Below are 17,978 nucleotides of genomic sequence, written 5' to 3'. Positions count from 1 at the left end.
TGAGCATGGAACCCGAATGTGGATGCGAGGAGAACCGGCTCTCCCGGCGGCGGCTGCTCGCGGCGGCCGGCGCGGGGCTGGCGGTGGCGGTGGCGGACACCGGCCTGGCCTACGCGGCTGACCCCGGATACGACGGGGACGTGCTGGTCCTGCTCTCGCTGCGGGGCGGTTTCGACGGGCTGTCCGCCGTGGTCCCGGCCGGCGATGCGGACTATTACACGTTGCGGCCCTCGATCGGCGTACCGCAATCGCAATTGATCGGGGTTGATGGTCTTTTCGGTCTGCATCCGGCGCTGGCGCCGCTGCTGCCGCTCTGGACCGGCGGGCAGCTCGCGGCGATCCACGCGGCCGGGCAGGCGGCGCCGAACCGGTCGCACTTCGAGGCGATGGAGCAGCTGGAACAGGCCGCGCCGGCGTCCCGGACCCGGACCGGCTGGCTGAACCGGATGGTCGGGATGTTCGGCGAACCCGAGGTGTTCCAGGCGGTCTCGATGGGCACCGCGATGCCGGCCCGGGTGCTCGGCGGCCTCAGCGTCACCTCGATCGACAGGACGGTGCTCAGCGGCGAACAGGCGGGCCGGCCGATCGCGGCGACGATGGACCGGCTGTACGCGTCCGCCCCGGCCGCCCTGAAACGGACGTCCGGGCAGCTCACCGATGCGCTCGGCTACGCGTCCGGGCTGCGCGCGGCCGGTTATCAGCCGGCGAACGGCGCGGCCTACCCGGCCACCGACCTCGGCGCGGCGCTGAAGGACACCGCCCGGCTGATCAAGTCCCGGGCCGGGCTGCGGGCGGTGACGGTGGACTGCGGCGACTGGGACATGCACGAGAACCTCGGCCCCGCGGTCGCCGGCCGGTGGATGTTCGACCAGCTCAAGGCGCTCGCCACCGGGCTGGCCGCGTTCGCCGCCGATCTCGGCCCGGAGACGTTGCGCCGGGTCACCCTGGTCACCGTCAGCGAGTTCGGCCGCCGGGTGGCGCAGAACGGGTCGGGCGGGGTGGACCACGGCTGGGGCAACGCGATGTTCGTGCTGGGCGGCAACGTCAAGGGCGGCAAGGTGTACGGGCGCTGGCCCGGCCTGTCGGGCGGCTGCCTGCGGGACGGCGATCTGGACGTCACCACCGACTACCGGCAGGCGATCGGGGAGATCCTGCAGGCCCGGTGCGGGGTGTCCGACACCGGCACGGTGTTCCCCGGGGTGACGCCGTCGGCGCTGGGGATCGTCACCGCTCGCTGAATCCGGCGATATCCGCTAAAACGCCTATCCAGTGACACCTGGGGCGATACACACTGACACCATGTCGAGCAACCTGCTTGCCGAACTCATCGACGCACGGCGCCGGCCGCCGATGCCGTTCCTGCCACCGGCCCGCCCGCCCCTGCAGATCCGCCGGCGCCTGTCCGACGAGGGCGCGCCGTTCTGGCGGTGGGACTGCACCGGCTGCGGCGAGTACGGCGGCGGGCGCCACCACGAGGACGCGATGAACCGGGCGCTGCGGCACTGCCACGAACACCCGGTCCACCGCTCGTCACTGCTGCCCCCGGCACACTGCCGGGAACCGCACACCTACCTGCCGCTGCACCCGATGCTCTACGCGATCGACGACGACCCGCCGCCGGAGCCGCTGCGGCTCTGAAGGATCCCGGCCACCTTCCGGAACAGCGGGTCGGCCACCACCTCGGTCAGGTCCCGGCCGAGCGGGATGCGCCAGTTCGGGTACTCCTCGAAGGTGCCGGGCAGGTTCGGCTGCCGCCGCTCCAGCAGCACGTCGTGCAGCGAGGCGGTGACCAGCCGGCACGGGGTCCGGGCCAGGAACTCGTGCATCGCCGTCACCGCGGCCTCCGGATCGGCGTCCTCGGGCAGCAGCTTCTCGGCCCGCAACCGGTCCAGCAGTTGTCCCCGGTCCTTGCGCCAGGACGCCCACTCCTGCTCCACCGGGCCGGCCAGCTGGCCCAGCTCGGCGCGGACCTCGACCTGCTCACCGGCCAGGAACCCGGCCGCCGTCGGCAGGTCGTGGGTCGAGACGCTGGCCAGGGCGTTCCGCGGATAACCGGCGGACGGGCGGTACCCGCCGTCGTCGTCCCGGGTGAACCAGAGCACCGCCGAACCGAGCATGTTGGTCCGCTGCAGCCCCTCGGTCACCACCGGCAGAACCGTGCCCAGGTCCTCGCCGATCACCACGGCACCGGCCCGGGACGCCTCCAGCGCCAGGATGCCCAGCATCGCCTCCGGGTCGTAGTGCACGTACGTGCCCTTCGCCGGACCGAGACCGGCCGGCACCCACCACAGCCGCCACAGCCCCATCACGTGGTCGACCCGCAGGCCCCGGGCGTACCCGAAGATCCGCCGCAGCATGTCCCGGTAGGCGGCGTACCCGGTCTCGACCAGCCGGTCCGGCCGCCACGCCACCCCACCCCACTCCTGGCCGAGCTGGTTGAACGCGTCCGGCGGGGCACCGATCCGGGCGTCCATCGCCAGCACGTCCTGGAGCAGCCAGCTGTCGGCGCCGGACGGCTCCACGGCCACCGCCAGGTCGTAGACGATCCCGATCGGCATGTCCCGGGCCTCCCGGAACACCCCCTGGAACTGGGCCTCCAGCAGGTCCTGCACCCAGATGTGGAAGCCGACCCGGTCCCCGCGCAGCTCCCGTACCGCCGGACTGTCCGGGCGGCGCAGCTCCTCCGGCCACTCCCGCCAGTCCGCGCCGTGCTCCTCGGCGAGCACACAGAACCTGGCGAAGTCGGTCAGCCCGGGATCCCGGTCCAGATCGACCGGCCCGGCCAGCGGCCAGAGCAACTCCAGCGCGGCCGTCTTGGCCCGGAAAACCGCGTTGTAGTCGATCAGCTCCGCGGTGTCCGGCCGCAGATCATCCACCCGCTTCTGCAGATCCGGATCCGCCCGCTGGTACTCGGCGGTGTCGGCGATCCGCAGGTACAGCAGGTTCGCGAACCGGCGGCTGGACGGCGAGTACGGCGACGCCGGCACCGGCGCCACCGGGGTGATCGCGTGCAGCGGGTTCAGCACCACCATCCCGGCGCCCGCCGACCCGGTCACGAAATCCCGTAGGTCACCCAGGTCGCCCATGCCCCACGACCCGGCCGAGTGCAGGGTGTAGAGCTGCAGCATCCAGCCCCAGGTGTCCGGCGGCTCCGGCAACTCGACCGGGACCACCACCAGGGTGACCTCCTGATCCCGGCAGCGCAGCCGGTGCCAGCCCAGCGGCAGATCCCCGGTCAGCCGGTCCACCGATCGGGTGGTGCCGTCCTCCAATGTCAGCTCGGCCGGGGCGGGCAGCTCCCGGTCCGCTCCGGCGCGCAGCACGATCGTGGCGGGCAGCCGGTCGTCACCGGCCCGGCGCCGGGCCTCGGCCAGCGACCGTTCGACCGCCGCCGGGGTGCTCGCGTCGACACCCAGCATGCCGAGCACGCCGATCACCGACTCGTCGGCCACCTCGGTGTCGAGGCGCTGCCAATTCTCGTACCGGGTGGCCACCCCGTGCGCCTCGGCCAAGGCCACCAGATCCGCGTCCATCCGAACCCCCCTCGTGGGCATTACGTTGCGTACATCGGCCAGCATGGGGCACATGAGTGAGATGGTGGGAAAGCTGAAGAAATGGTTCGCCGTGGCGCTGGCCGTCGTGACCGTGAACGTGGTGTTCCCGGCCCAGGCCTGGGCAGCCGATGCCGAGCCGGCGCTGGCCGCGGTGCGCCGGTCCCGGGGCGGCGGCGGCTTCCTGTTCTTCGGGATGTTCTGCTGCCTGGCCGTGGTGGTCGGCGCGGTGGTGATCGTCTACCTGATCACCCGTCGCCGGAAGCGCTAGGTCCTGTGTGGCAGACCCCGCGGGAGCGAGGCGAGGTCCAGGTGGTGGCTGGCGCCAGCCGGACAAAGGTCGCATACCGGTGTTGTATGTGGCCTTTGTCCGGCTGGCGCCAGCCACCACCTGGGCCACGCCGTAGCCCCACGGGGTCTGCCACACAGGACCTAGACCTTTTTGAACAGGTCCGGCACCAGGGTGGGCTGCCAGCCGGGTAACGAGGTGTGCTTCTCGCGGACCCGGTAGATCACGTCGTCGTACTCGACGAACTGGCCGGGCGTGTACGCCGTGAACGCCCGCCACCGCGGCGCCGACTCCGGGGCGACAGTCACCCGCACGGTGACCGTCACCCGGTCCACGACCATGCCCGACGACCGGCGGTCGCCCGAGCCCAGCCCCAGCACCACCGAGTACGGCACCTTCGTCACCGGGGTGAACCGCTGCACCGGGTGGCCGTCGATCGTCCAGGTGATCGTCGTCGGGGTCCAGGCGAGCGCGTACGAGTGGAACGCGCCGCCACCGACCGGCGACGCGTCGAGCACGTCGACCGTCCCCTCCAGACTCCGCCCCTCGCCGTCGACGACCCCGATCGCACGCCAGGGCTCGTCGGCCCGGTTCATCAGGACCTTCACTTCGGCCCGGCCGTACGCCTGACCGAAGGTCTTCGTGGTCCGCATCATCGAACCCAGCACCAGCCGGCCGGAGCCGTCCAGCCGGGCCGACCCCACCGACCAGACCGCGGTGTCGGGCCCGGTGGTGAAGTCGTCGTCGATCACGACCTTGTCGGCCGTGTCTGCTTTCTGGACCGCCGAGGCTTTTGCGACCGCGGGGGCTTTTGCGACCGCGGGGGCACCGGTCACCGCCAGTGCCATGATGACGATCGCCCACTTCACGAGGGCACTCTGCGGAACCGGCGACACCTCCGGCAAGCCCCTGTGACCGGATCGTGATCTGGCGCGGGCTCAGTCGAATCCCGGTGCCCGGGTCTCGTGCATCGCCAGCTCCTCGGCGCTGGCGCCGCCACCTGCCGCACCCGCGTCGTAGGCGACACTCTCCGCCTCGTCGTCCCACCCGGAACCCTCGTCCGGCGCGACCAGGCGGCCGACCGGCCGGGGCGAGTCCCCGTCGAGCTGGCCGTCGTCGTACAGCGAGATCGGCGAGTCCGGGTCGGAGGTGGGGCTGGGGCTCCACACGTCCCGGTCGAACTCGCGCTCCTCGGAGCTGCCGACGGTCTCCTCGGACGACTGCCGCGGCTCGGCGCCGAAGTCCGGCTCCTCTTGCCGCAGCCGGCGGTCCAGGCCTTCGCCCTGCAGCGCCTCCTCGGGAGTGTCACCGAACCGGCCGGAGCCGCCCGGGCCCGTCCCGGCGAGCGCGGCCGGATCCGGCCCGTCCGCCCACCGTGAGCTGTTGACCTCGTCGTAGGCCGTGGAATCGTCGTCGGCGGTGTCCGGCAGACCGGACGCCTCCGGATCGGTCACCTCGGCCGGGTAGTCGTTGTCTCGCATGACCCGTCGACTACCCACCGATGAGGTCGATCATGCCGGTCAGTTACGCCGGGCCAGCGCCGTCAGCACACTTTCGTGCAGCAGGCCGTTGGTACCGACCACCGAACTGTTGTCCGCGGTCGGCCGTCCGTCCAGGTCGGTGATCTTGCCGCCCGCCTCGGTCACGATCGGGATCAGCGCGGCCATGTCCCACAGCGACAGCTCCGGCTCGGCCATCGCGTCCAGGGCGCCCTCGGCCAGCAGCATGTAGCCGTAGAAGTCACCGTAGGCCCGGCTGCGCCACACCCCCAGCAGGATGTCCATCATCTGCTCCAGGCGGCCGTTCTCGGCCCAGCCGTTCAGGCTCGCGTAACAGAAGCTGGCGTCGGTCATCTTCCGCACCGACGACACGCTGATCCGGGTCGCCGAGTGCTGGTTGCGGCCGGCGAAGGCGCCCAGCCCGCGCCCGGCCCACCAGCGGCGGCCCAGCGCCGGGGCGGAGACCAGCCCGGCGACCGGGGTGTCACCCTCCATCAGCGCGATCAGGGTGGCCCAGATCGGCACGCCGCGGACGAAGTTCTTGGTGCCGTCGATCGGGTCGATCACCCAGTAACGGTTGCCGGGGCCGGCCGTCGCGGTGGTCCGCCCGAACTCCTCGCCGAGCACCCCGTCCCGCGGCCGGGCCCGGGCCAGCGTCGCGCGGATCGCCTTCTCCACCGCGGTGTCCGCGTCGGACACCGGGGTCAGGTCGGGTTTCGACTCGACCTTCAGATCCAGCGCCCGGAACCGCGCCATCGAGATGGCGTCGGCCGAGTCGGCGAGGATGTGGGCAAGCGCAAGATCATCGGCATATCCGGCCATGCCGGAAAGTTAGCCCATCAACCGCGCCCGCCGCCCGTCGCCGGTCCTATTCGAGATCAACTTCGGGGCCTACTTGAGATCGGCCTCGGGCTGGTCCCGCCAGTCACCGTCGCCGGCCCTCGATGCCAGCAGCCTGCGGTACGACGCCAGCCGGCGCTCGTCGGCCCGGCCATCCGCCACCCACGCGTCCAGGGTGCAGCCGGTGTCGGCGGCCGTGTGACCACAGTTCGGCTGGTCCTCCAGGGTGCCCTCGACCAGGTCGGGGAAACCGTGCAGCAGGCTCTCCGCACTCACGTGGGCCAGCCCGAAACTCCGGATCCCCGGCGTGTCGACGATCCAGCCCGGATCCTTCCCCTTGCCGGCCTTTTTGCCCGGGCCGGCTTTATCGACTGATCCGCCTTTTCCGACCGACGGCAGTCGCAGGGCCACCGCGCTTGTCGACGTGTGCCGGCCCTTGCCGATCGCGCTGACCACGCCGACCGCCCGCAGCGCGTCCGGCACCAGCCGGTTGACAAGCGTCGACTTGCCGACGCCGGAGTGGCCGACCATTACCGAGATCCGCCCGGCCAGCCGGTCCCGCAACTCGTCCAGATCACTGCCCGGACCGACCAGCACGTACGGCAGGTCCAGCTCGGCGTAGTAGTCCAGCACCTGCTCCGGGCCGGCCAGATCGGACTTGGTGAGACAGAGCAACGGCTCGACATCCGCGTCGTACGCCGCCACCAGGCACCTGTCGATGAACCCGGTCCGCGGCGGCGGGTCGGACAGCGCGCTCACGATGACCAGCTGATCGGCGTTGGCGACCACCACCCGCTCCAGCCGGCCCTCCGGAGTGGTGTCGTCGTCGTCCGCGGTGCGGCGCAGCACCGACGTCCGCTCGCTGATCCGCACGATCCGGGCCAGCGTGCCCGCATCACCGGACGAGTCCCCGACCAGGGCCACCCGGTCGCCCACCACCACCGACTTGCGGCCCAGCTCCCGGGCCCGCATCGCGGTGATCACGTCGAGGTCGCCGGTGTCCTCGCGGACACAGCCGTACCGGCCCCGGTCCACGGTGATGACCAGGGCGTCGACGGCATCGTCGTGTTTCGGTCGGGTCCGGGTACGCGGCCGGGACGACTTACCCGGACGAATCCGGACGTCGTCCTCGTCGTACTCCCGTTTACGCGGAGGCAGATCCAACTCCGTTCGCCACGAGTCCCGCCCAGAGTTCCGGGAACTCGGGCAACGTCTTCGACGTACAACCTACGTCGGTGAGGTCGACGCCCGGCACGGAGAGTCCGATCACCGCGGCCGCGTGCGCCATCCGGTGGTCGGCGTAGGTCTCGAAGGCGGCCCCGCGCAGCGGCCCCGGCTCGATCCGCAGCCCGTCCGGGAACTCGGTCACCCGGGCGCCCACCTTGCCCAGCTCGGTGGCGAGCGCGGTGATCCGGTCCGTCTCGTGGCCCCGGATGTGCTCCACCCCGCGCAGCTCGGACGGCCCCTCGGCCAGCGCGGCCAGCGCCGCCACCACCGGGGTCAGCTCGCCCACCTCGGACAGGTCGGCGGTGATGCCGCGCAGCGTGCCGGTGCCCCGCACGGTCAGGCCCTCCGCCGATCGGGTGACCTCGGCGCCCAGCGACCGGAAGATCCCGATCGCCTGCTCCACCGGCTGCCAGCTCTGCGCCGGCCACCCGGCCAGGGTGACCGCGCCACCGGTGACCGCGGCCGCCGCGAAGAACGGCGCCGCCCCGGACAGGTCCGGCTCGATCGTCCAGGTGCGGCCGCTCAGCGGTCCCGGCTCGACCGTCCACACGTCCGGCACGCTGTCGTCGACCACCACACCCGCCGCCCGCAGCATGTGCGTGGTCATCCGCAGGTGCGGGGCGCTCGGCACCGGCGGGCCCTCGTGCCGCAGCGTCAGGCCCTTGGTGAACCGGGCCGCGGACAGCAGCAGACCCGAGACGAACTGGCTGGACGCCGACGCGTCGATCACCGCCGTGCCGCCCTCGACCGCACCCGACCCGTGCACGGTCAGCGGCAGGCCGTCGATCGGCGACGCGTCGATCGTCACGCCGATCGCACGCAGCGCCGCCACGATCGGGCGCAGCGGCCGCTTGCGCATGTGCGGGTCGCCGTCGAACTCGACCACACCCTCGGCCAGTGCGGCCGCCGCCGGCAGGAACCGGGTGATGGTGCCGGCCAGCCCCACGTCGATCCGGGCCGGCCCACGCAACGGTCCGGGAGTCACCGTCCAGCGGCTGTCGTCGGTGGTGTCCACCGCGACACCGATCGCCCGCAGACCGGCGGCCATCAGCTCGGTGTCCCGGGCCCGCAGCGGCGCCTCGATCACCGAGGGCCCGTCAGCGAGCGCGGCCAGAATCAGGGCCCGGGCGGTCATCGACTTGGAGCCGGGCAGCCGCACGGCAGCCGTGACCGGCCCGGTGGAGGACGGAGCGAGCCAGGGACGGAGTTCAGCAGTCACGCCCCCATTCTGCCGCCCACCCCCGACACCCCCACCCACCCACACACGGCAAGTCCCCACCCCGTCATCCCCGCCGCCCCATCCCGCCATCGCCGCCGATCCGCCTGATCCGGCCCGCCGGCAGCGCTGTCCTTCGGGCGCCCGGTTCGGCCCATCGGCGCGAGTGGGTGGTGGTGCCGGGTCGGGGGTTTCGGGGCGGACGAGGGGCTTGTGGGCGGCGTAACCTGCCGCTTATGTGCGGGCGATATGCGACCACCAAGAGCAACGCCGACCTGAGCCAGCTGTTCGAGGCGGTCGATGTGGCCGAGCCGTTGCGTGCCAGTTGGAACGTCGCGCCCACCAGTGCGGTTCCGCTCGTCCGGATGTCGGCCGAGCACGACGGCCGGGTGCTGGACACCGCGCTCTGGGGGCTGGTCCCGCACTGGGCCAAGGATCTGAAGGCCGGCGGCCGCATGATCAACGCACGTGCCGAGACGGTCACCGAGCTGCGGTCGTTCGCGCCGTCGTTCGCCAAGCGCCGCTGTCTGGTTCCGGCTGACGGCTGGTTCGAGTGGGTGCGGGACGGCAAGCAGAAGCAGGCGTTCTACATGACCCCGGCGGACGGTTCGACGCTGGCGTTCGCCGGGATCTGGTCGGCGTGGGGGCCGGAGTCGGTGCTCACCTGCAGCGTGATCACCACGGCCGCGCTGGGCGGGCTGACGAAGGTGCACGAGCGGATGCCGCTGATCCTGCCGGCCGACCGCTGGGGCGACTGGCTGGCCGGTGGCGGGGACGCGGCGGAGTTGTTGCGCCCGCTGTCCGCGAGTGATCTGGACGCGATCGAGGTGCGCCCGGTCGGCCCGGCGGTCGGCAATGTGCGCAACAACGGTCCGGAGCTGATCGATGCGGACACGAAAGTTACGCTTTTTTGAACTCTCAAAGATCAACGAGAATCTTTGTCGTGATATGTGAGCATTCTGAACAGGAAGTTTTGTTTAAAGATAGATAACCCCCTTGTTCTGATCTTGTAGCCTGCGGTACAAACCAGCGCCGGAGTGGTGCTGGACCGTAAGGTGCGGCCCGGCCGCCACATGCAGTTCCGGTCCCACGGGGGAGGTGGGCTGATGACACGAGCACGCATGCCGCGTCCGCACGAGGTGGCCATCGCGCGACGTGACCCGCGACTGCTCGAAGCGATCGCGCAACGCAGCACCGATGAGGCCTGGCGCACGCGGGGCGCCTGCCGGAGCGTTGATCCGGAGACGTTCTTTCCCGCGCCCAACGAGCCATCAGGGGGCGCCGTCGCGCTCTGCGGCACCTGTGACGTGCAGGGCCCCTGTCTCGCCTGGGCACTGCAGGTCGGTGACTGTCACGGGGTCTGGGGCGGCACCACGCCACGGGAGCGCCGGGCCATGCTGGTCGCCTGGCGCGAGCGGATCGAGGCCAACGGCGACGAGATCGACGGTACGCCGGACGACGAGGACCGCCGGCTGCTGACGCTGATCCCGCTCAGCAGGTGAAAGAGCGAGCACTGGTCAGAGCGAGCACTGGTCAGCGGGTGAAAGGGCGAGCACCGGTCAGTGGGTGAAAGACCGGGCACCGGTGCGGCGGCAGAGGTGGCCGCGGGTAGAACGTTCGGTGTGACCAGCACTGATCTGCAGATCGAGACTCCACGCGGCCCCGCCGCGGTGACCGTGACCGACCCCGTCGGGCCGGTGCGCGGCATGCTCGTCCTCGGCCACGGCGCCGGGGGAGGGGTGGATGCTCCCGATCTGGTGGCGGTGCACGACGCGGCAGTGGCGGCTGCCGTGCGGGTCGCTCTGGTCACCCAGCCCTACCGGGTCGCCGGCCGCCGGGCGCCCGCTCCGGCGGGGCATCTGGACGAGGCGTGGACGACTGTGGTGCGGGAGTTGGGCGTACCGGCGCAGGTGCCGTTGATCGTGGGCGGCCGGTCGAGCGGAGCGCGGGTCGCGTGCCGGACCGCGACCACCGTCGGCGCCGCGGGGGTGCTCGCCCTGGCCTTTCCGTTGCACCCGCCGGGCAAGCCGGAGAAGAGCCGGGCCGGTGAGCTGCCGGAGAAGGTGCCGACCCTGGTGGTGAACGGGGATCGTGACCCGTTCGGGGTGCCGGTGGCCGGTGGCGTGGTCGAGGTGGCGATTCGCCCGGGTGCGGTGCACGATCTGCGAAAGGGGCTGCCCGGCACGGTGGAGACCGTTCTGGAGTGGCTGCGGCGCTATTCCTGGGCGCTGTGAATCCGCTGAAAGATCACAAGGGAATGTCGAGCCCCGTCCCCGGCGTTGTCGGTGCTGGAAAGATGTCGGCGGGAAGGGGTTCTCAAGTGCGTGCCGGTACCGAATACGCCGAGCGTGGCGGTCGGGAGGCGACCAGGGTTCGGAGCCTGCTGGAGTCGCCCGAGTGGCCCGCCACCTCTACGGTGAGCGTCAGCACACCCGCGGTTTTGGAGAGCGTTGCACGGGTGTTGCCCGTATCCTCGGCGGGGCGGTCGAGGGGAGATGCCAGGGTGGCCCAGAAGGAACGAACGGACGAGCGCCGGGCGCGCTTCGAGCGTGAGGCGTTGCCGTTCGTCGACCAGTTGTACGCGGCCGGCCTGCGGATGACCCGCAACCCGGCCGATGCCGAGGATCTGGTGCAGGAGACGTTCCTCAAGGCGTTCTCCGCGTTCCACCAGTTCGAGCAGGGCACGAACCTGAAGGCCTGGCTCTACCGGATCCTGACGAACACCTACATCAACTCGTACCGGCGCAAGCAGCGTCAGCCGGTCCAGGCGCCGACCGAGGAGATCACCGACTGGCAGCTCGCGTCCAGCGAGTCGCACACGTCGCAGGGTCTGCGGTCGGCCGAGACCGAGGCGCTGGACCGGCTGCCGGACAGCGACATCAAGGAAGCGCTCCAGTCCCTGCCGGAGGACTTCCGGCTCGCCGTCTACCTCGCCGATGTCGAGGGTTTCTCGTACAAGGAGATCGCCGACATCATGGGCACGCCGATCGGCACGGTCATGTCCCGGCTGCACCGCGGCCGGCGCAACCTGCGCAAGCTGCTCGAGGGTTACGCCGCGGACCGGGGCATCACCCGTACCGCCACGTCCGAGCCGCAGGAGGCGTGACGAGATGGGGCAGCACGAGGACACCGATTGCAGCGCCGTGCTCGGCGAGGTCTACCTCTACCTCGACCTGGAGTGCTCGGAGGAGCGCCGCAGCCTGATTCAGAAGCACCTGGCCGAGTGCTCGAAGTGTGTGCGCGAGTTCGGCATCGAGAACGAGGTGAAGGCGCTGGTCGGCCGCTGCTGCGGGGACGAGCGCGCACCTGAGGAGCTGCGTGAGCGGCTGCGCCTGAAGTTGGGGCAGCTCGAGACCCCGCACTGAGTGCACGAAACGAAAAGGCCCGGCTGATGCCGGGCCTTTCGCGTGTTCAGCTGTTGGGGCGCTTGCCGTGGTTCGCGCCGCTCTTCTTACGGGCCTTCTTCTTACGGGCCTTCTTCGCCATGTCGGCACTCCTTCCGTGGTGCGTGAAACTCCGCTGCCGATCGTAGTGGGCCCGCCGCGCCGGGCCGGACCTACCCGCGCCCGATCCGTGATTTGATGACCTCACCGGAAGCTGATGAGGGAGGTGGTTGGACCCATGGCGGACGAGATCCGGGCCGAGATGGTGGCCAACGTGTGGAAAGTCGTGACGGCGCCCGGCGCCACCGTCGCCGAGGGGGACACGCTCGTCATCCTCGAATCGATGAAGATGGAGATCCCGGTGCTGGCCGAGCACGACGGCACGGTCGCCGAACTCAAGGTCAACGAGGGCGACGTGGTGCAAGAGGGCGATCTGATCGCGGTGATCAGCTAGTCGCGTCGCCAGCGCAGTAAAGAGCGGCCTCGTCCGCGCTGGCGCGGGGCGGCCGGAACCCGGATGGTGGCCGCGGCCAGCTCCCGGGTCGGCCGGTCCAGGCCCGGCGCGGCGAGAGCCAGCTCGGCGACCGCCCGCGCGTTCGCCCCGGAGGCGGTCTCGGTGAGCCGGGCGGCCACCACGGCGGCGACGTCCTCGCGCGCCTCCGGATCCACCCAGGCATAGGCGACCATGGCGAAGAGCGCGGCCTGGGTCACCCGGTCGACCTCGCCGTCGAGCAGCCCGAGCAGCAGACGCCGGCGGCTGGAGTCCAGCCAGGGCTCGTCGGTGCCGTGGTGCAGCAGCCCGAGACAGGCCCACACCTCCAGACCGTCCTGCTGCTCGGCCCGTGCCGTCTCCGGGTGGGCCAGCAGGGCCAGCAGCTCCCACGGCTCGACCAGCACCAGGCCGAGGGCCCGGTCGTAGGCGCCCGGCGGGTGCGGCCAGGCCGGGCCGGAGACCCGCTGGAGCCGGTGCAGGGCGTCGGCGGAGGGCTGCGCGTTGACCGGCGCCCGGCCGGCCGGCAGTGGTGTCCCGGACGGCAGGCCGCCGAGCCACGCCGCGTTGCGGCAGCACTCCTCCAGGTCGGTGTGCTCGTGTGCGTCGTCCGGGTGGTCGCGGACGAAGTCGGCCAGGGCGACCAGGTGCTCGACGTCGCCGTCGGCCCGGTGGCGCAGCCGGTGCGCGGTGTGCACGACGCAGTCGAAGTCCGGGTCGCGCTCCAGGGCCAGCTCGGTCCAGCGCAGCGCCTCGTCGAGGCGGCCCAGGTCGGCCAGGGTGGCCGCCACGTCGGCGTAGACGGAGAGGTCGTCCGGGTCGTAGGCGACGGCCCGGCGCAGAGCGGCCAGGGCTTCCGGCATCCGGCCGGCGCTGCGGTAGGCGTACCCCAACCAGATCTCGCCCAGCTTGGACGGCTGTGCCCGAGCGCCCCGCCCGGCCCATTCCACCGCCAGTCGGACCTCGCCGAGCCGGCGCGCCAGCGCCGAGCCGGCCCCGAGCAGCATCGCGTGCTCGCCGTGCGCGTCGACGGCGTGCCGGACCACGGTGAGGTACGGCCGCAGCGACGTCACGGTGGTGGCCGGCGCGGGATCGCCGACCGCGGTGCAGAGCCGCATGACGGTCCGGGCGAGCAGGCCCGGCTCGATCCGGGGGCCGAGGGTGGGGTCGGCCACCCACGGGACGCCGGCCCAGTGCTGTGCCGGGGTGGTGCCGCTGGCCGCGGCGAGCAGGGGCAGGCCTTCCTCGGGGCGCCCGGCGGCGGCGAGCAGGTGGGCGCGGGCGGCGAGCCGGCCGGCCGGGGCGTGTGGTTCCACCGGGAAGAGGTCCAGCCCGCCACCGGACCGGACGGCCAGCCGGCCGAGCAGTTCGTGGATCTCGGGGAGGGCTGGGGCGTGCCCCAGAGCGGCGGCGAGATGGCCTGCCGCCTGCATGGTTTCACCGCGCTCGAGGGCTTCGCGAGCGCGCGCGACATCACGGCGGGCCGAGGGGGAATCCACGAGTGAAGACCTTATGGGAACCGCGGTCGATTGTCAGTCCTCGCGTTTGCGCGTTAGTGCACGAAACCTTGACTCTTCGAGCTGATTCTTGCAAGACTGAGCACCTAACGAGCAAAAGGAGGATTCTCGTGACGCAGCGAGGCTTGGGGATGTCCACGGACATCGCGGAACAACCGGCCGGTTTCGCGCGATTGCTGGAGACGGAGTCGGCCGGCGCGATCGCCGCGGTGGCCGCCGAGGTCGCCCGCCGAGCGCCGCGCAGCATCCTCTTCGTCGGCCGGGGCACCTCCGACCACGCCGCGCTCTACGCCGCCTACCTGGCCGAGATCCGGCTGGGCCTGCCGGTGGCCAGCGCCTCGCCGAGCGCGATCACCCTCTACGGCGCCCGCCCCGACCTGACCGGCACGCTGGTGGTCGGCGTCAGCCAGAGCGGCGGATCCCCCGACCTGGCCGGCGTGATGAGCGTGGCGCGGGAGACCGGCGCCCTCACCCTGGCCGTCACCAACAACCCGTCGTCGCCGCTGGCGCAGGCCGCCGAGCTGTCGATCGACGTGGTCGCCGGGCACGAGCGGGCGGTCGCCGCCACCAAGAGCTACACCGCCGAGCTGCTCGCGCTGCTGATGCTGGTCGAGGGCATCCGGGCCGGTGACGGTCACCTGCCGGCCGAGGAGCGGGCCGCCCTCGACGAGCTGCCCCGGCTCGCCGAGAAGACCCTGACCGACCCGTCGGCCACCGAGCTGGCCCAGCGCTACCGGTTCGCGTCCAGCCTGGTCACCACCGGCCGGGGCTATGCGTACCCGACCGCCCGGGAGACCGCGCTCAAGCTGATGGAGACGTCGTACCTGCCGGCGCTCAGTTTCTCCGGCGCCGACCTGCTGCACGGCCCGCTCGCGATGGCCGACCCGGACGTGCCGGTGCTGGCGGTCGTCGGTGAGGGCCCCGGCGGGCAGTCGATGCGCGACGTGGTCACCCGGCTCAGCGACCGGCGGGCCGACGTGGTGACGATCGGTGCGGCCGACGTGCCGGGCGCCTCGGCCCGGCTCGCCGTCCCGGCCGTCGACGAGCGCTACTCGCCGCTGCTGGACATCCTGCCGCTGCAGCAGCTGGCGCTCTCGCTGGCCCTGGCACGTGGCGAAGATCCCGACTCTCCTCGGGGCCTGAAGAAGGTAACCACCACGCTTTAGAAATAAGCTGGGCTCGTGTCCACGCTGCGTGATCTCGTCGAGGAGCACACCACCCTCAACGCCGGCGACATCGACCACCTGCACCGGCTCGCCGGCGACTGGTTGTTGCTGTCCGACCTGTCCTTCGCCGACCTGCTGCTCTGGGTGCCGATCAAGGGGGATCCGCGGAAACCCCGCGAGTTCCTCTGCGTCGCCCAGGTGCGGCCGGTCACCGCGCCCACCGCGTACCAGGACGACCAGGTCGGCAAGATCGTCGGCGGGCCGGAGGTGGCGCATCTCGAGGTGGCCCTGACCCAGGAGCGGATCTGGCGGGAGGGCGACCCGGTCTGGTACGGGGACACCCCCGCCCGCCACGAGGCCATCCCGGTGCGCCGCCGGGACGAGACCGATCTGGAGGAGGGCTTCAGCGAGGTGATCGCGGTGATCGGCCGGGACACCAACCTGAGCACCGCGCGCACCCCCAGCCAGCTGGAGCTCAACTACCTGACCACCGCCGACGACCTGGCACAGATGGTCGCCGACGGCACGTTCCCGCCGCCCCGGCACCCGGGGGAGATCACCTCGGCGCCCCGGGTCGGCGACGGGCTGATCCGGCTGGACGCGTCCGGCAAGGTCACCTACGCCAGCCCCAACGCGCAGTCGGCGTACCGGCGGCTCGGTTTCAACGCCCACCTGGTCGGCGAGGAGCTGGCGAAACTGTCCAGCCGGCTGTCCGGCGACCCGCTGGAGGGCAACGACGCCGCCGAGCGGATCCTGTCCTCGCTGCGCGGCGAGTTCCCGGCCCGGATGGAGATCGAGGCGCGCGGCGCGACGGTGCTCACCCGGGCGCTGCCGCTGCTGCCCGCCGGGGTGCCGATCGGCGCCTTGGTCCTGGTTCGGGACGTGACCGAGGTGCGCCGCCGGGAGCGCGCGCTGATGACCAAGGACGCCACCATCCGGGAGATCCACCACCGGGTGAAGAACAACCTGCAGACCGTGGCCGCGCTGCTGCGCCTGCAGGCCCGCCGGGTGGACGCCCCGGAGGCGCGGATGGCGCTGGAGGAGTCGGTGCGGCGGGTCGCGTCGATAGCGCTGGTCCACGAGACCCTCTCGATGTCCAGTGACGAGGCGGTCGAGTTCGACGGCATCGTGGACCGGGTCGCCACCGCCGCCACCGAGGTCGCCGCCACCAGTTTCCCGGTCCGGATGCGCCGCGAGGGCACGTTCGGGGTGCTCCCGGCCGAGATCGCGACCTCCCTGGTGATGGTGCTCAACGAGCTGCTGATCAACGCGGTGGAGCACGGGTTCCCGGCGCCCGAGGACGACGATGCCGAGCCGGTGATCCCGGACAGCCCCGGCGAGGTGGTGGTCTCCGCGCACCGGTTCCGCAAGCAGTTGCACGTCACGGTGGCCGACAACGGTCAGGGCCTGCCGGACGGGTTCAAGGCCGAGGGCGGCAAGCGGCTCGGTCTGCAGATCGTCCGGGCGCTGGCTACCGGGGAGCTGCGCGGCAGCATCGAGCTGCGCAACCGGGCCGGCGGCGGCACCGAGGCGGTCCTGGTGGTGCCGCTCGGTACGCGGTGACCAGGTGGCCGTCGGCCCGCCGGACGGCGTGCTGCCCGGGGACGCCGAGCGCGGCCACCAGCACCACCGCGATCAGCGTGCGCAGCCGTAACCCGCGGACCGCGGCCGCCGCGCAGAGCGCCACCGCGGGCAGGGCGATCAGCACGTGCCGGGGCGCCCGCAGCGGCCCGGTCAGGAACGACGCCGCGAGCAGCAGCAGCGGGGGCAGCACGGCGAGCGCGGTCAGTTCGCGCAGCAGCTCCCGGTCGGTCCACCGGGCGGCCAGCGCCAGGCCGATCAGCACCAGCCCGGCGGTGAGCGAGCCGAAGAACTCCGCGGGGGCGGCGCGGGCCAGGTCCCAGGGCGTGCCCGGATGCCAGGTGAAGAGGCCGGTGTGCTGGCGCACCCCGAGGGAGAGCAACGGCGCCGGCGGTACGAGGGACAGCACCGTCACCGGGAACCACCAGAACAGGGCGCGTTCCCGGCTGAGCCGCCACCGGGAGAAGACCGTCCACGAGTGCCCGGCCAGGATCAGCAGCGCCGCCGGGTGGGCCAGACCGGTCAGGGCCACCGCGGTGCCGTACCCCAGCCAGCGCACCCAGCCGGGCCGGTCCATCGCCAGGTAGAGCAGCAGGGTCGCGAGTGTCGCGAGGAACAGCGCCGGCCCCCACGGCTCGGCGCCCTGGGCGGCCCGGTTGACGATCGGCAGCGAGACCAGCAGCAGTCCGGCGCAGAGCCCGGCGCCGGGGGTGAGCAGCCGGCGGCCGAGTTCGCCGGTGAGGGCGGCGGCCAGCGCGACGGCGATCAGGGACGGCAGGCGCTGCATCGCGAGGGAGTCACCGGTCAGCACCGTCCAGTAGTGCAGGAACAGATGGTAGGCCAGCCGCCCGGAGTCCTGGTCACGACCGAGATCGATGATCATGGCGGCGCTCGCGGCGCCGGTGCCCTCGTCCGGGCCGGGCAGTGGGGTGAGCAGCCCGATCCGCCCGATCGCCAGCATCGCGACGCCGGGCAGGAGCGACGGGGCCAAGGACCAGAATCGATTTCTCACCGTGCAGGCATGGTAACCGCGGGTGGCGATACAGCTTAGAAGCCAACTGTTACAAGATGTTGGCGTTGTGTAACACGGCACACTCCCGAAATCTGGACCGCGCTGGCCGAGAATCGCCGGGCGTGAGAGGCTTGCCGACATGACCGCTGCTGTTGACCGCCGCTTCGTGGCCCGCCGCCACGTTGACTACGGCCGTGTCCGCAGCGC

Annotated in this window: 20 protein-coding genes; 11 read left to right on the top strand and 9 right to left on the bottom strand. The window is 71.9% G+C overall.

Annotated elements, in window-relative coordinates; all coding sequences use genetic code 11:
* Positions 1–5: 5 nt before the first annotated feature.
* Positions 6–1,238, top strand: coding sequence for a DUF1501 domain-containing protein (locus tag Aco03nite_RS12020; RefSeq protein ID WP_203795161.1), 1,233 nt, complete (start codon positions 6–8; stop codon positions 1,236–1,238).
* 61 nt (positions 1,239–1,299) lie between these two features.
* The gene (locus Aco03nite_RS12015; RefSeq protein WP_203795119.1) at positions 1,300–1,638 is read left to right on the top strand and encodes a hypothetical protein; all 339 of its coding nucleotides are present in this window, start codon (positions 1,300–1,302) and stop codon (positions 1,636–1,638) included.
* On the opposite strand, the gene malQ is transcribed toward Aco03nite_RS12015, so the two are convergent.
* Positions 1,593–3,533 carry a 4-alpha-glucanotransferase gene (gene malQ / locus Aco03nite_RS12010; protein WP_203795118.1) on the bottom strand — a complete coding sequence of 647 codons (1,941 nt, stop codon included), beginning with the start codon at positions 3,531–3,533 and terminating at the stop codon, positions 1,593–1,595. The two genes, Aco03nite_RS12015 and malQ, sit on opposite strands and share 46 nt — an antisense overlap.
* Positions 3,534–3,585: 52 nt before the next feature.
* Here malQ and Aco03nite_RS12005 point away from each other — a divergent pair, with 52 nt between their 5' ends.
* On the top strand, positions 3,586–3,822 hold the full coding sequence (locus Aco03nite_RS12005) for a hypothetical protein (RefSeq protein WP_239145079.1): 237 nt from the start codon (positions 3,586–3,588) through the stop codon (positions 3,820–3,822).
* 161 nt (positions 3,823–3,983) lie between these two features.
* Here Aco03nite_RS12005 and Aco03nite_RS54035 read toward each other — a convergent pair whose 3' ends face one another.
* From Aco03nite_RS54035 to aroA, 5 genes are all read right to left on the bottom strand, one after another.
* Positions 3,984–4,709, bottom strand: coding sequence for a carbohydrate-binding protein (locus tag Aco03nite_RS54035; protein ID WP_203795116.1), 726 nt, complete (start codon positions 4,707–4,709; stop codon positions 3,984–3,986).
* A gap of 69 nt (positions 4,710–4,778) precedes the next feature.
* Entirely contained in the window at positions 4,779–5,321 is a 543-nt protein-coding gene (locus Aco03nite_RS11995; RefSeq protein WP_203795115.1) for a DUF5709 domain-containing protein, read from the bottom strand.
* A gap of 39 nt (positions 5,322–5,360) precedes the next feature.
* Positions 5,361–6,161, bottom strand: a complete 801-nt coding sequence (gene hisN / locus Aco03nite_RS11990; RefSeq protein WP_203795114.1) for a histidinol-phosphatase — start codon at positions 6,159–6,161, stop codon at positions 5,361–5,363.
* Between the two features lie 69 nt (positions 6,162–6,230).
* Positions 6,231–7,337, bottom strand: a complete 1,107-nt coding sequence (gene rsgA / locus Aco03nite_RS11985; protein WP_203795160.1) for a ribosome small subunit-dependent GTPase A — start codon at positions 7,335–7,337, stop codon at positions 6,231–6,233.
* On the bottom strand, positions 7,324–8,625 hold the full coding sequence (gene aroA / locus Aco03nite_RS11980; protein WP_239145078.1) for a 3-phosphoshikimate 1-carboxyvinyltransferase: 1,302 nt from the start codon (positions 8,623–8,625) through the stop codon (positions 7,324–7,326). Before aroA ends, rsgA begins: the two co-directional genes overlap by 14 nt.
* Before the next feature lie 233 nt (positions 8,626–8,858).
* Between aroA and Aco03nite_RS11975 the strand changes: the two genes are divergently transcribed.
* From Aco03nite_RS11975 to rsrA, 5 genes are all read left to right on the top strand, one after another.
* Positions 8,859–9,536 (top strand): SOS response-associated peptidase, encoded by a 678-nt coding sequence (locus tag Aco03nite_RS11975; protein WP_203795112.1) that lies wholly within the window; start codon positions 8,859–8,861, stop codon positions 9,534–9,536.
* Positions 9,537–9,728: 192 nt separating this feature from the next.
* On the top strand, positions 9,729–10,124 hold the full coding sequence (locus Aco03nite_RS11970) for a WhiB family transcriptional regulator (protein WP_203795111.1): 396 nt from the start codon (positions 9,729–9,731) through the stop codon (positions 10,122–10,124).
* Positions 10,125–10,244: 120 nt separating this feature from the next.
* Positions 10,245–10,856 carry an alpha/beta hydrolase family protein gene (locus tag Aco03nite_RS11965; RefSeq protein ID WP_203795110.1) on the top strand — a complete coding sequence of 204 codons (612 nt, stop codon included), beginning with the start codon at positions 10,245–10,247 and terminating at the stop codon, positions 10,854–10,856.
* 86 nt (positions 10,857–10,942) lie between these two features.
* The gene (locus Aco03nite_RS11960) at positions 10,943–11,728 is read left to right on the top strand and encodes a sigma-70 family RNA polymerase sigma factor (RefSeq protein WP_373872595.1); all 786 of its coding nucleotides are present in this window, start codon (positions 10,943–10,945) and stop codon (positions 11,726–11,728) included.
* Between the two features lie 4 nt (positions 11,729–11,732).
* Positions 11,733–11,987, top strand: a complete 255-nt coding sequence (gene rsrA, locus Aco03nite_RS11955; protein WP_203795108.1) for a mycothiol system anti-sigma-R factor — start codon at positions 11,733–11,735, stop codon at positions 11,985–11,987.
* A gap of 46 nt (positions 11,988–12,033) precedes the next feature.
* On the opposite strand, the gene Aco03nite_RS54670 is transcribed toward rsrA, so the two are convergent.
* Positions 12,034–12,108, bottom strand: coding sequence for a 50S ribosomal protein bL37 (locus Aco03nite_RS54670; protein WP_369700219.1), 75 nt, complete (start codon positions 12,106–12,108; stop codon positions 12,034–12,036).
* Between the two features lie 135 nt (positions 12,109–12,243).
* Between Aco03nite_RS54670 and Aco03nite_RS11950 the strand changes: the two genes are divergently transcribed.
* A complete protein-coding gene (locus Aco03nite_RS11950) occupies positions 12,244–12,459 on the top strand; it encodes a biotin/lipoyl-binding carrier protein (protein ID WP_203795107.1) in 216 nt (71 codons plus the stop codon).
* Here the strand turns inward: Aco03nite_RS11950 and Aco03nite_RS11945 are convergent.
* Positions 12,456–13,928 carry a tetratricopeptide repeat protein gene (locus Aco03nite_RS11945; protein ID WP_239145076.1) on the bottom strand — a complete coding sequence of 491 codons (1,473 nt, stop codon included), beginning with the start codon at positions 13,926–13,928 and terminating at the stop codon, positions 12,456–12,458. The genes Aco03nite_RS11950 and Aco03nite_RS11945 overlap by 4 nt on opposite strands.
* Positions 13,929–14,143: 215 nt before the next feature.
* Here Aco03nite_RS11945 and Aco03nite_RS11940 point away from each other — a divergent pair, with 215 nt between their 5' ends.
* Both Aco03nite_RS11940 and Aco03nite_RS11935 read left to right on the top strand, forming a co-directional pair.
* A complete protein-coding gene (locus Aco03nite_RS11940; protein ID WP_203795158.1) occupies positions 14,144–15,178 on the top strand; it encodes an SIS domain-containing protein in 1,035 nt (344 codons plus the stop codon).
* A gap of 15 nt (positions 15,179–15,193) precedes the next feature.
* The gene (locus Aco03nite_RS11935; RefSeq protein ID WP_203795106.1) at positions 15,194–16,741 is read left to right on the top strand and encodes a sensor histidine kinase; all 1,548 of its coding nucleotides are present in this window, start codon (positions 15,194–15,196) and stop codon (positions 16,739–16,741) included.
* Here Aco03nite_RS11935 and Aco03nite_RS11930 read toward each other — a convergent pair.
* Entirely contained in the window at positions 16,650–17,771 is a 1,122-nt protein-coding gene (locus tag Aco03nite_RS11930) for a glycosyltransferase family 39 protein (protein WP_203795105.1), read from the bottom strand. The genes Aco03nite_RS11935 and Aco03nite_RS11930 overlap by 92 nt on opposite strands.
* Between the last annotated feature and the right edge of the window lie 207 nt (positions 17,772–17,978).

The organism is Actinoplanes couchii, assembly GCF_016862075.1.
Classification (GTDB): domain Bacteria; phylum Actinomycetota; class Actinomycetes; order Mycobacteriales; family Micromonosporaceae; genus Actinoplanes; species Actinoplanes couchii.
The sequence above is the reverse complement of the archived record's forward strand: the minus strand, read 5'-3'. Positions and strand labels throughout refer to the sequence as shown.

Excerpts from the sequence above, each read along its gene's own strand:
- malQ (WP_203795118.1), bottom strand. The coding sequence starts at position 3,533 with ATGGACGCGGATCTGGTGGCCTTGGCCGAGGCGCACGGGGTGGCCACC.
- Aco03nite_RS12015 (WP_203795119.1), top strand. The coding sequence starts at position 1,300 with ATGTCGAGCAACCTGCTTGCCGAACTCATCGACGCACGGCGCCGGCCG.
- hisN (WP_203795114.1), bottom strand. The coding sequence starts at position 6,161 with ATGGCCGGATATGCCGATGATCTTGCGCTTGCCCACATCCTCGCCGAC.
- Aco03nite_RS12005 (WP_239145079.1), top strand. The coding sequence starts at position 3,586 with ATGAGTGAGATGGTGGGAAAGCTGAAGAAATGGTTCGCCGTGGCGCTG.
- Aco03nite_RS11945 (WP_239145076.1), bottom strand. The coding sequence starts at position 13,928 with ATGCAGGCGGCAGGCCATCTCGCCGCCGCTCTGGGGCACGCCCCAGCC.
- Aco03nite_RS11940 (WP_203795158.1), top strand. The coding sequence starts at position 14,144 with ATGTCCACGGACATCGCGGAACAACCGGCCGGTTTCGCGCGATTGCTG.
- Aco03nite_RS12020 (WP_203795161.1), top strand. The coding sequence starts at position 6 with ATGGAACCCGAATGTGGATGCGAGGAGAACCGGCTCTCCCGGCGGCGG.
- Aco03nite_RS11975 (WP_203795112.1), top strand. The coding sequence starts at position 8,859 with ATGTGCGGGCGATATGCGACCACCAAGAGCAACGCCGACCTGAGCCAG.
- rsrA (WP_203795108.1), top strand. The coding sequence starts at position 11,733 with ATGGGGCAGCACGAGGACACCGATTGCAGCGCCGTGCTCGGCGAGGTC.
- Aco03nite_RS11950 (WP_203795107.1), top strand. The coding sequence starts at position 12,244 with ATGGCGGACGAGATCCGGGCCGAGATGGTGGCCAACGTGTGGAAAGTC.
- Aco03nite_RS11970 (WP_203795111.1), top strand. The coding sequence starts at position 9,729 with ATGACACGAGCACGCATGCCGCGTCCGCACGAGGTGGCCATCGCGCGA.
- Aco03nite_RS11995 (WP_203795115.1), bottom strand. The coding sequence starts at position 5,321 with ATGCGAGACAACGACTACCCGGCCGAGGTGACCGATCCGGAGGCGTCC.